Genomic DNA, 12,423 nt, shown 5'->3' with positions numbered 1-12,423 from the left:
TACATCATAAAAAGTCCTCTAAATCTTTAAAGGTGATACGTCCCTCGTACAAAGCCTTACCGAAGATCACGGCAGGCACTCCTGTATCCTGAAGTTTACGGATATCATCGGCACAACTCACTCCTCCACTGGCAATCAGGTAAAGGTCCGGATGTTTTTCCAATATCTCCTTATACAATGTAAGCGAAGGACCTTGAAGCATACCATCGCAACTGATATCAGTACAGATAACTTTGCGGATACCCTTGTTTACATAGTCTTTCAAAAAAGGGAACAACTCGCAGGGGCTTTCATCTTTCCAGCCATTAACGGCAATCTTATACTCTTTTACATCGGCACCAAGAATGATTTTTCCCGCACCAAAGCAATCGAGCCAATGGCAGAAGAGTCCGGGGTTCTTAACGGCTACACTGCCGCCCGTCACCATCTGCGCTCCGCTCTCAAAAGCTATTACCAAATCCTCATCGCTCTTTACCCCACCACCAAAATCTACTATCAAGGAAGTGCGGGAAGTAATCTGTTCCAACGTACGGTAGTTTACCACATGATGGGAGGCAGCGCCATCAAGATCAACCACATGAAGACGACGGATACCATGGTCTTCAAATTTCTTGGCCACTTCGACAGGGTTTTCATTATACACCTTCTTACTGTCATAATCACCTTGGGAAAGGCGTACACATTTTCCGTCGATGATGTCAATAGCGGGAATAAGTTCTATCATAGGTCCAGAAAGTTTTGTAATATATGTTCGCCTACACTCCCGCTTTTTTCGGGATGGAATTGCGTGGCATAATAATTATCCTTGTGCAAGGCAGCGCTGAACGGTAATATATAATCTGTGACGGCAGCCGTACAGTCATTGACAGGAACATAAAAACTATGGACAAAATAAACAAACTCTTCCTTTGTGAAACCTTCGAACAGTTCACTATTGGTCTTTTTCAATGTATTCCAACCCATATGAGGCACTTTGTCTTCATGCCGTCGGGAAACAAATCGCTTGACATCAACATCAAAAATACCAAGACAATCCACATCCCCTTCTTCTGAATGCCTGCACATCAACTGCATGCCCAAACAAATGCCCAAAACCGGTTGGCGCAATGTCTTTATCAGCACGTCCATACCACTGGAACGAAGAAAATTCATAGTTGTTTCCGCTTCACCCACACCTGGAAAGATTACCTTATCAGCGGCGCACAACACTGCCTCATCCGATGTAATCACAGCTTCTACCCCCAAACGTTTCAAAGCGTAATCGACCGAACGTATATTACCTGCATTATATTTAACGATTGCAACCTTCATTTTAACAATTAATCATCGATAATCAACAACTGATAATAAACAACAATGAATTATCCATTATCAGTTATCCATTAATTAAATATTACGGTTTTGTTCTTATAGGCTAAAACTTTACGTTCAATATGTTTCTGAACGGCACGCGAAAGCACTATTTTCTCCAGATCTTTGCCTTTATTCACCAAATCCTGTACCGTATCCTTATGAGTAATCCGAACTACATCTTGCTCAATGATAGGCCCGGCATCCAGTTCGGTAGTTACATAGTGACTGGTGGCACCGATAATCTTCACACCACGTTCAAAAGCTGCATGATAGGGTTTCGCTCCCACAAATGCAGGAAGGAAAGAGTGATGAATATTGATGATACGGTTGGGATAGGCATTAATCATCTGCCCCGAAATGACTTGCATATATCGCGCCAGCACAATGAAGTTTACTTTGTACTTAGCCAGAAGTTCCATTTCTTTCTGTTCTTGTTCCTCCTTGGTTTCTTTTGTTATCGGGAAAAGATAGAAAGGAATACCAAAACGCTCTGCCACATGTTGCAAATCGGGATGATTACTGATTATAAGAGGAATTTCCACATTCCATTCACCTGCAGTGTAACGCGCCAAAAGGTCGAACAGACAGTGGGACATCTTTGATACAAAGATAGCCATACGTGGTTTTACATCTGAGAAGTAAAGGCGGAAACTCATTCCGTATTTCTGAGCATACAATGTCGCAAAATAATCTTCTATTTTTTCCTGCGGCACCAGAAATTTCTCCAATTCCCACTCAATACGCATGAAAAAGATATTCTCCACATGGTCTACATATTGATCCAGATAGATAATATTACCCTTATTCACCGTTATAAAGTCTGTCACTTCTGCCAATATACCCGGCTTGTCGGGACAGTGAAGCAACAGTTTGGCTGTTTTCATCATCCTAAAATCTCTTTTTATCGTTATCTAATTACAACATTCTCGTTTTGAGTTCGCAAAAATAACGATTTATTGCAAAAGAACGAAGTTTTCGAGCAAGAAGTTTAAAAGAAGGCTTAAAAAGTTTCGTTTTCTTCAAAAAGTATCTTTCAGTTTCTATCGTGGTACACTTACATGCAATAGAAAAGGCAGTTTGCAATCACAAACTTTTTTTATTTTACAATATTCTCAGAATGAGACTATAAAACAAATACAGCTATTTTTCTTGAAAAAAAGTTCATCACAACTATTGCAGATTTCAAAGAAATACCTACCTTTGCAACCGCAATCGAGAGAGATGGCAATGATAAAATGAAATTATGGTGCGTTAGTTCAGTTGGTTAGAATACATGCCTGTCACGCATGGGGTCACGGGTTCGAGTCCCGTACGCACCGCTTAAAGCTCTGAAATTCAAAACAATTTCAGAGCTTTTTGGTTTATTCTTTATCTTTCAACGGAGAAATATAATCTTCCTTAATAAATTCATCATACACTTTTTTAGGATGATCGAACGGAGCAACGCCTATCCTATCCTCGTTAAAGTTCTGACGACGAAACTGTTTTAACTTTACATTATCTTCGGCATATTCCCTTAATTTCTTTTTCTCGCGCCCATACAGAGAACTATCCAATACTTCAGAATCCAACAGGCTTTCTTTAGGGGTAATTGAAGGTAACAGTTTCTGTTCCAACAACCCGCGATAAGCACCATTATACTCACACCAAACACAATCTCCAATCGTAAACAAACGGTACGTATAACTGGACCATGCTGTTTTAATATTAATCTCACGGGCATAAATCTCGACGGATGCTTCCGAGTCGTAATCCCTATCACGGATAACAACCACTTTCCTACCCGAGAGTTCTTCCTTTATAACAGTCGTCCATCTGTCACACTGCAGAATTTCATCAACAATGTCTGACAGCTTTTCTTTGATCTCAAATTGTATTCTCATAATCGTTGCCTGTGGGGCAGGACTTATTTAGTACCCCAATATTATAATTACGTTTCTAAGATAAGAAAAACAATAATAGAAAACAAGTTAAAACTTTTTTTTCCAAAACATTTTGATAGAATTTGATATAGAAGCGTAAACTCTTACATTTATTTAAGAATACTATTGCATACTTTTTACTTCCAGATTGTTAACTATCCAAAGAGTTTGAACCAATAAAAAAAGAACAATTATGAAACAAATTATTACATTATTAACATTTATATTAGTAAGTTTATCGACCGTGAGCTATGCACAAAGCAGTAGTGAAGTAAAACGTATAGAACGTAAAACACAGCGTGATGCTGAGAAGGCGCGTATCCAAGCCCAGGAAGAGCGTGCATATGCAATGGCTTCACAAGCATTGCACGATGGAAAGTTTGTGTTGGAGGCAGACCAGCTGGTTTTCAAAAGAGGACGAAGTGCATTTGTTTCATCAATCACAAATTTCGTAATGATGGATGATAATCACGCATCAATCCAAGTAGCTTCCAATAGTGCTATTGCCGGGCCTAACGGAATAGGTGGAATTACTGTAGACGGTAATGTAAGAGGATTAAAAATATCTACTGACAAAAAAGGAAATATGAACTGTAGTTTTAATGTACAAGGTGTTGGAATATCAGCGCAAGTCCATATTACATTGACTCGTGGCAGTAATAGCGCGTCAGCAAGAATTAGTCCGAACTTTCATTCCAATAATTTAACATTGAACGGTAATTTGGTACCATTATCTCAATCCAGTGTTTTCAAAGGACGTTCGTTTTAAAGGATTTATGTAGACAGAGATACTATAGTAGGCTCGGTGATATAGATAAGAGTATACACCTGAGAATGCTTATACAGCAGCCGAAGAAAAAAGTAAGCGATGAAAAAAATATAATGAAACAATGAAAAAAAATAGTAGAAAATAATAAATGATAAATTAGCGGGGTAATCCCGCTAATTTTCTAAAATCAATTCCATCGGACCACCTCACCTATCATCGGCATCAGAACATCCAATAAACCTTTCTTTGCCAAGTCTATTACATTTTTTAGTGGTTCATTCCAAGGATGTCTCGCCAATGCATATTTAGAGTGATGAACAGTCAGTACTTTTTCAACATTCAAATCACGGGCAATTTGTCCCAAGTACTTTGGTAATGTATGGATATACTTCCAATCTTCATTATACTGTCCATTCTCCAGAATGGCTAAATTGATACCTGGAAACCTCTCATTCAAGACAGCATAATAATCAAGGTGATCCCAATGATCGTGTGTGATTAACAGATAATCAATGAAACAGGAACAGCTGTACAAAATACAGGATCTACAAGAATTCGCCTACCATCAATCTGAATAAAACAAGAAGAATGCCCAAACCATACGAGAACATTTTCATCCTCAGCAATCTTCTTAAGATCAGTTTTGATAACAGAAATCTCTTTATCAGGACGTATACTTTCCTCCTTCTTGAATAAGAAATCCCACATAGTACCCAAACGTCCTTTTCTCGAAGTCATCATCAAAGTAGGATGCAAATTATGGAGAATTTCATATTTCCAACCACTTTAATTCTGCACAAATGTAGCCTAACTTTTTTAGTTCACAAGTATACAAGATACAGATATTATTACAATAAATCATTATCTTCGCAGCCTAATTATGAGAAAAACAATTATGACAGAAGAAAAAGCAACAAAAGATATACATAGTTTATGTTGTATAGGGTATATCACTAAAGATAAGATTATTACCCCCCATAGTACAGTAGATATGCCAGGCGGTACTTCTTTCTATTTCGCCCATGCCATCAAACATCTAAATGCAGATGATTTTTTATTAGTAACCGCTTTGGCTGATGCTGATATGAATGTCATAGAGGAGATTAAAAAAGAAGGAATTGAAGTAAAAATCTTACCTAGCACTCATTCTGTATGCTTCGAAAATATATATGGAGAAAATCAGAATGAACGTACCCAACGCGTAACGGCCAAAGCCGACCCGTTTACAGTAGAGGGATTACAGAATATTAATGCAAAAATCATTCATTTAGGTAGCTTGTTAGCCGATGACTTTTCATTAGAGCTCATCAAGTTTTTATCAAAGAAAGGACTACTTTCTGTTGATGTACAAGGCTTTCTGCGAAAAGTAGACAATGAAAAAGTATTACCGGTAGACTGGTCTGAAAAAAGAGAAGCCCTTAAATATATTCATATATTGAAAGCCAACGAGTCCGAAATGGAAGTTCTCACGCATTGTTCCGATCCTAGGGAAGCTGCATTATTAATTGCGGATTGGGGAGTGAAAGAAGTATTGATCACATTGGGAGATAAAGGATCACTGATATACACTAAAGGGCAATTCTATGAAATACCTGCCTACCCTGCCATGCAAATAGTAGATGCAACGGGATGTGGTGACACTTATATGGTGGGATATCTATATATGCGTAATAGAGGTACCTCTTGTGAAGAAGCAGGATGTTTTGCAGCTGCCATGTGTACAATCAAACTTCAGTCACACGGACCATTCTGTGGTACAGAAGAAGAGATAAAGAGGATAATCGATAGATAATGGCAATGTACGTTGCATAAAAATATGAATATTTTTCATCATTAAACCCCAACCGCATAGTATGTTCCAAATAGGCAGCCTGTTCCTTTAACCGTTTCTTGACATTGATAGCAAAACATATTCATTTCCATAATCTCTATACATTTTAAAGTTTATACTTGCTTTTTCTTAGATGAAAGTTTTATCTTGCGCAAACGGTAACCTATGTTACATCGAATCACAAAAAAGTAAAAAGAAAATGGAAATTAACCAATAAACCTTGCTTATCTATTCATTTATTGCCATCATTCGGAAGATATCGTTATCATCATTTATTTTATTGTTCTGTTCCTGTCCTTTTATACAACATTTTACCGCGTCTCTGTCTCAACCGACGTAACCATAAATAATATCCGGTCAACGGAAGTGTACAACCTATTAAGGCTGCTATAAATGTTAGTATACGAGTAAACAGGCCTCCCCAATTTCCTACATGAACCGAATATATCCAACCACGAATTTTACTAACTTTATCCGTATCTTCATAGAATGTTGTTCCGATTATTTCTCCGTTATGCGGATTGAAAGTATAACGATCAGCAGCACGTTGATTTCCCAACCGATTGAAAGATACAGTCGCAGTACCTTTAGAGAAGGTGATTTGTTTATAATCTGGATTATGTGTTTTCAATTTGTCATACACTTTTTCCCAATTTGCATACAGTGTCAAACGCTGCCCTTCAGTATGCCCATATACACTGTTTGCCCGACTGTTTTCTTTATTCTTACTGTGGGGTTGCTTGGACAGCTCTACCCCCAATACTTTGTAAAAGCCCGTGCGATACCAAGAAAAAGACCATGTCAATCCTGTAATTGCCATTGCTAAAAGTAGAACAAGAGTATACATTCCCCCTACTACATGTAAGTCATACCAAAAACGTCGCCACCCCTTTCCTACTGTAATCTTTAGACTGTTTTTCAGTACCCTCTTTGTACGAGGCCACCAAATAACAATACCTGATATCAGAACAAACACAAACATCAATGTAGATGTGCCCACAACTACTTTCCCCACAAATATTCCACCATCCGGTTTCATACTATCCAGTAACCAACGATGCAATTTAAACATGGCAAGAAAAAACGGAGTACGTCCAGAACGACCTTTGACCTCACCCGTATATTGATCTACAGATAGGGAAGCTCGGTGTGGCTTCGACAGACTGACTTGATAAGTACGTTCCGGATCGGATGAAATACTAATGCCCGTTATAGAAACACTGTCCGGCAATATACCGGAAACTTTTGCCATCAGTTCATCCATCGGAATAGTCCGGGCTTTTACTTTCCGTACATAGTAAAGGTCACGATGACATAACTCCATTACTTCATTCTCGAATACCAACATGGCACCCGAAAAACATATTAAAGTTATTATCAATCCGAAGGGAACCGATAGCCACAAGTGTATGTTACGAAAAACTTTCTTCATCATTTACCGACCTGTACCAACTTACCTACTCCACTTACTTGAGTCGCCTCTACGCTAAGCCCCTTTGTCGCAGTAGCATTTACCGGATCAATTTTATAAATGGCGGGATTAGCATCTGTAGTAGTCACTGCTATATAAGCACTGCCATTTTCAGCATATAGTGTATTACCAAAAGAAGAAATCCGGTCAGCAGAAGGTAATCCATCCACATAAGTCAGTTTTTTAGAACCGGCTTTAAATATGGCAAGCTGATTGGCTGTAAACCCTGTCTGACTGAATGGACGATCATACATCAGCAACAAGAAATAATCTCCTGTTATATGCCAGCAACGCAAGAAAGATTTTCCATTTGTCTGTTCTTCGAGATTACAATAGTAATCATCAAAATTCTCACTCCCTGCGGGAATACGTACCACACCGGCAGGTAAAGTAGTTTGTTGACGAGGATCACCCATTGTCTTGGCATAGCTTGGAGAGAATACATATATATCTCCATTATCTGCAGCCCAGATAGTTTGATAATACTGAGACTTATAACGTCCGCAGGCATAACTGATTTTATTAGTCCTAATGAGTGATTTCTCTTTTAAAGTTTCATCTTTAAAGATAACCACCCAGCATTCGTCCGGATATTGTGTCCACTGTAGTTCATCCTTATTATAAGCACTGCTACCACTACCTCCAGATTCTGTTTTAACCAAATCTTCATTTCCCTTTTTCACCCATTTACCGTCTTCATACTTCACTCCATACTGGCTCAGCCCCATTGGTACAGCTACACTGAAAATCTTGTTATCGTGTTCCAGCAGACCAGCCAATGTCACATATTCACCATTGCCTAGAAAGTTTTCAGACAAATAAGATTTGTCTTGTGTATCATTCGTCGTAAATGTTTCAGCCATCACGTCCAAATAAGAGAGCAGAAAAACTTTCGGTACATATCCATTATTATCAGCCCATGCAGTAGGTCCGTCTCCTGAAGAAGAAGTCATGATATATTTACTATAAGTACCATAAGTAGTGAATCGTTTCACCGCAAACTCCTTAGAACGGGCCTGTAACTCATTCCGCACATTCATTATATAGGAGCGAGTTGTTCCTGCATTACCCTGATTATACGTTAAAGCATACAGATATTGTTTTTTATAAAACACCCATTGAGTAGCACCATCATTCACCAAACCATTGTTTACAGTAGTAATTGTTCCACCATCCAGTGTCTCGGAAGTCAACAGTACATTGGTACTATTACCTCCCGACGCTTCTACCGAAGATGCTATCACGTATTCTCCTTTACCTTCATTAGCACTACCATTACTTGGGTCATCAACATCTGTACAAGCTGTCAATACTACTCCGGCCATCGCAGTAGCGAAAAGTCCGGTCAATAAGAAATTTTTCTTCATTTGTTTTTACCTTTAAAATTAAACTAATATCACATCTATGATTAAAAAGACACACGTACTTTTCCATAAAAAGCCCGGCCTGCTTTCTGAAGGCTAAAGTTATCATACAACTTCTCGTTTGTCAGATTACGGCATTCCAATGCCACATTGTAGCGTCCGTCCATCAAACTGTAAGAAAGGGCTAAATTGTGTGAAAATTGGTTTGGGACCACATAGTCTCCCTTATTCGAGCCTATTTTAGACGAATAGTATGTGAAACTATGTAAGTATTGATTATCATATGATATCGTCAATACATTTCCTTGTTCCCCCAAATTACGCCAATAAAAAGTCACATCCGAATCGGCAAACATATAAGGTAAGTTCGGCATACGTTCACCATAAACCAAGTTATCCGTATTGCCGGATATGGATTTCTTCATATTATCACGCACATCCATCTGGGTAAAGTTTCCTCCCACACTCAGCCATTTCCCCAAAACATATCGGGCGGAGATACTATACCCTTTCGCCAATACCTTTCCGTAGTTTATATAAGTTGCAGCTTTTTTTCCACCACTCAAACCGGTTATGTTACGTTGGATATAGTCTTTTGTATTCCTATAGATCAATCCTCCTTCCAAATATACGGAGTGCTTGCCGAATACCTGGTTATAACTTAAATTGAAATTCAAATTGTCACTATTCTCTGGTTTGATACCCATATCTCCCATTTCAAGATCTTCATCGCCAAACATTTCTTCGACAGTGGGAAGACGATATGCCTTTTCGTAGGATAGCTTTGCCTGTAATCCCGATATAATGAAATAGGTTCCTGCCGCTCCATATCCCATGGAACTTATATTTCGAGTAGTACGGACATATTCACTCTGATTAGACGAGGTAGCTATAGGACCTGCCACAAACTGTTTATAGTACTTACCAAATACAGATAAATTCCAGTGCTCGGAAGGCATCAGACGATATGACAAACCGGAAATATTCTTACGCGTTTCCTTGGCAATAGACTCTGTCTGCTCTTCTTTGGCCAACAAAGAGGTATTGGTACGCTTAAAAGCATTCAGTACATGGTTGAAAGTCAACGTCTGTATCTTATTAATACGGTAATTTACGGTCATCGTACCACTCCAATTATTATTATCTGCCCGCGAATATAGGTTAGATTGTTCTCCCGGAGAATTCAACGGATATCTCTCTCCATACCAATTATATTTATAAGAAGCTGTATCCACATTGGTCGTCATATTCCTGTTATAGTTGGCAGTCAGTACCACATCAAGTCCTTTTATAAACAGATTACGCTTACTATATTCTAACGAAGGTATCAATGAATGAGCTTTACGATGTTTTTGTCCGTAAACAATATCTTGACGTACACCGGTCTGTATATCCTTATACATATTTGAATAAGTAAATCCCAACATCAACCGATCTGCCCATTTTTTATCTATAAATCCTAATTTTCCAATGATGGCTTCATTGTGATAAGTATCGTTAAAACGTTTCACCCGTAGCTTATTATCCTTGTCAATCGCTCCTGTAGTAAAATCCTCTACCGAAGCATTTATGTAATAATCATTGTCCGAATAATTTTGGAAAACATTAATCTCATACGCAAAACCATTCTTGAGGGTTTGCCCGAAATTAACATAAGATTTATGTGTGTTAAATGAACCATATGAATAAGAAGCATCCAGAAACCAACGACGACGTTTCTTGTTTGTTACAATATTGATAACTCCTCCGATGGCATCTGTTCCAAAACCTACAGGTACGACTCCCTTATAGATTTCAATACGATCTGCAAAGTTCACAGGGATATTATTAAGCCCGAAAGAGCTACCTACCCCTTCTTGAGGCACACCGTCAATAAACACTTTGACATGCTTTCCGCTAAAACCATCCAACATTAATTGCATATCCGAACCTACCCCACCCGATTCACGTAATTTCATACCTGGTGCTTTAGTCAAAGCGTCACTCAAATTTTTTGTTGTATTCTGTAATTCCTTCGTATCAACTGCCACTGCATTGAATGCAGATTTTTTTACCCGACTCACTCCATTAGAAATAACCACTACTTCATCCAATAATTGAGTTTCCGGAGTAATTGTTATATTTTGCTTGATTCTCTGACCAGCTGTCAAAATCACAGAATGTTCTACTGTTTTATAACCAATGGCAGAAATAATTAAGGTATAGTTACCAGCTGGAGCATTCAAATGATAAATACCTTCCTGATTAGTGGTTCCTCCATAATGGGTACCTTTTAAATAGACTGTAGCAAAGTCTACAATTTCTTTTTCTGTAGATATAATCCGCCCCGATATTATCCCATCATTCCGTTGGGCGCACACAGAAAAAGATATCCATAAAAAGAAAAATAAAAGAACGATTTTTAATGTAGCTGTTTTCAATTTACAATGTTTATTATATTGTTAATAATACCACTACAAAGGTCTATATAAAAAGAAAACCACACAATCGCTATATGCAGGTAAAAAAGATGCCGCAAATACTCTGATAAGTATATGCGGCAATCGCTATTTATAGGTAAAAATAAAAGTTATTCCCTACTCATCAAACGTTCTTCAGCCATCTTTTCAAACTTGGTTCCGGGACGTCCATAATTGGAGTATGGATAAATGGAAATTCCTCCACGAGGAGTAAACAGTCCGGTAACTTCGATGTATTTAGGATTCATTAAGCGAATAAGGTCTTTCATTATAATGTTTACGCAATCTTCGTGAAAAGCACCATGGTTACGAAAACTAAACAGATAAAGTTTCAGGCTCTTACTCTCCACCATCTTGACATCAGGAATATAACAAATACGTATTTCCGCAAAATCAGGTTGCCCGGTAATAGGACAAAGACTGGTAAACTCGGGGCAATTGAAGCGTACCCAATAATCGTTATCAGGATGTTTATTATCAAATGCTTCCAATACCTCAGGAGCGTAATTCTGTTTGTATTCTGTTTTTCTTCCCAAAAGGGAAAGTTGTTTTTTCAATTCAGTCATATTCTTATTGTTTTTTTTCATTTATCCCCCAATATCTCTCCAATCCTTCACGTCGCAACTTACATGCCGGACAATGCCCACAACCATCACCCGGAATACCATTATAGCATGTCAAGGTTTCATTACGAATAAGTTCAAGTACTCCCAATTCATCAGCCAGCGCCCAAGTTTCAGCTTTATCAATCCACATTAAAGGGGTATGAAGAACAAACTGTTCATCCATTGCGAGATTCAACGTAACATTCAGTGATTTGATAAAGGTATCACGACAATCAGGATAACCACTGAAATCTGTTTGAGACACTCCAGCCACAATGTGATTAATCCCATGTTCACGAGCATATACAGCAGCAATACTCAGAAAAAAAAGATTACGCCCCGGTACAAATGTATTCGGAAAACTATCAGCAGGCTTTTTCTGATCCATCACTATACTGGTATCTGTCAAAGCATTATGCCCTAACTGGCCGATAAAGGAAACATCCATTACCTTAAGCTCCACTCCTGCCTTACGGGCAATCTCCTTTGCCAATTCCACCTCCTTCTGATGTTTCTGTCCATAGAGAAAACTCAGCGCATATACTTCCTTGAATTCACGTTTCGCCCAGAACAAACAAGTAGTAGAGTCTTGCCCACCACTGAATACAACCAGCGCAGTTTCATTATTCATCTTATTCATTATATCAAA

Annotated in this window: 11 protein-coding genes, 1 tRNA gene and 1 pseudogene; 3 read left to right on the top strand and 10 right to left on the bottom strand. The window is 38.4% G+C overall.

From position 1 onward, the window contains the following. Positions 1 to 4: 4 nt before the first annotated feature. The 3 genes from hisA to purU all read right to left on the bottom strand — a co-directional run bounded on the left by hisA (position 5) and on the right by purU (position 2,240). A complete protein-coding gene (gene hisA / locus DXC10_RS12155) occupies positions 5 to 724 on the bottom strand; it encodes a 1-(5-phosphoribosyl)-5-[(5-phosphoribosylamino)methylideneamino]imidazole-4-carboxamide isomerase (protein WP_101543270.1) in 720 nt (239 codons plus the stop codon). Next, positions 721 to 1,311: an imidazole glycerol phosphate synthase subunit HisH gene (gene hisH, locus DXC10_RS12150; protein WP_117737933.1), complete on the bottom strand. Its 591-nt coding sequence runs from the start codon at positions 1,309 to 1,311 to the stop codon at positions 721 to 723. The genes hisA and hisH overlap by 4 nt, the downstream gene beginning before the upstream one ends. 71 nt (positions 1,312 to 1,382) lie before the next feature. Beyond that, positions 1,383 to 2,240: a formyltetrahydrofolate deformylase gene (gene purU / locus DXC10_RS12145; RefSeq protein ID WP_101543264.1), complete on the bottom strand. Its 858-nt coding sequence runs from the start codon at positions 2,238 to 2,240 to the stop codon at positions 1,383 to 1,385. A gap of 358 nt (positions 2,241 to 2,598) precedes the next feature. On the opposite strand from purU, the gene DXC10_RS12140 reads away from it, so the two are divergent. Next, positions 2,599 to 2,672 (top strand) — tRNA-Asp (locus tag DXC10_RS12140). 42 nt (positions 2,673 to 2,714) lie between these two features. Here the strand turns inward: DXC10_RS12140 and DXC10_RS12135 are convergent. Then, positions 2,715 to 3,236: a hypothetical protein gene (locus tag DXC10_RS12135; protein ID WP_101543261.1), complete on the bottom strand. Its 522-nt coding sequence runs from the start codon at positions 3,234 to 3,236 to the stop codon at positions 2,715 to 2,717. A gap of 232 nt (positions 3,237 to 3,468) precedes the next feature. Here DXC10_RS12135 and DXC10_RS12130 point away from each other — a divergent pair, with 232 nt between their 5' ends. Next, a complete protein-coding gene (locus DXC10_RS12130) occupies positions 3,469 to 4,044 on the top strand; it encodes a DUF4251 domain-containing protein (RefSeq protein WP_101543257.1) in 576 nt (191 codons plus the stop codon). Positions 4,045 to 4,231: 187 nt separating this feature from the next. On the opposite strand, the pseudogene DXC10_RS12125 reads toward DXC10_RS12130, so the two are convergent. Further along, positions 4,232 to 4,803: pseudogene (locus DXC10_RS12125) on the bottom strand (MBL fold metallo-hydrolase); the annotation flags it as partial. Positions 4,804 to 4,939: 136 nt separating this feature from the next. Here DXC10_RS12125 and DXC10_RS12120 point away from each other — a divergent pair. Further along, complete coding sequence (locus DXC10_RS12120) at positions 4,940 to 5,836, top strand: PfkB family carbohydrate kinase (RefSeq protein WP_101543255.1); 897 nt, start codon at positions 4,940 to 4,942, stop codon at positions 5,834 to 5,836. Between the two features lie 316 nt (positions 5,837 to 6,152). On the opposite strand, the gene DXC10_RS12115 is transcribed toward DXC10_RS12120, so the two are convergent. From DXC10_RS12115 to queC, 5 genes are all read right to left on the bottom strand, one after another. Next, positions 6,153 to 7,307, bottom strand: a complete 1,155-nt coding sequence (locus DXC10_RS12115; protein ID WP_101543473.1) for a PepSY domain-containing protein — start codon at positions 7,305 to 7,307, stop codon at positions 6,153 to 6,155. Continuing rightward, positions 7,307 to 8,713, bottom strand: a complete 1,407-nt coding sequence (locus DXC10_RS12110) for a DUF4374 domain-containing protein (protein WP_101543253.1) — start codon at positions 8,711 to 8,713, stop codon at positions 7,307 to 7,309. Before DXC10_RS12110 ends, DXC10_RS12115 begins: the two co-directional genes overlap by 1 nt. 41 nt (positions 8,714 to 8,754) lie before the next feature. Continuing rightward, a complete protein-coding gene (locus tag DXC10_RS12105) occupies positions 8,755 to 11,046 on the bottom strand; it encodes a TonB-dependent receptor (protein WP_180949204.1) in 2,292 nt (763 codons plus the stop codon). A 233-nt stretch (positions 11,047 to 11,279) separates the two neighbouring features. Then, complete coding sequence (gene queF / locus DXC10_RS12100; RefSeq protein WP_101543470.1) at positions 11,280 to 11,735, bottom strand: preQ(1) synthase; 456 nt, start codon at positions 11,733 to 11,735, stop codon at positions 11,280 to 11,282. A 4-nt stretch (positions 11,736 to 11,739) separates the two neighbouring features. Continuing rightward, positions 11,740 to 12,405 (bottom strand): 7-cyano-7-deazaguanine synthase QueC, encoded by a 666-nt coding sequence (gene queC, locus DXC10_RS12095; protein ID WP_101543468.1) that lies wholly within the window; start codon positions 12,403 to 12,405, stop codon positions 11,740 to 11,742. Positions 12,406 to 12,423 lie beyond the last annotated feature (18 nt).

This window comes from Bacteroides sp. OM08-11, from assembly GCF_003438665.1.
Taxonomy (GTDB): Bacteria; Bacteroidota; Bacteroidia; order Bacteroidales; family Bacteroidaceae; genus Bacteroides; species Bacteroides cutis.
This window is presented reverse-complemented; position numbering and strand designations above follow the sequence as displayed.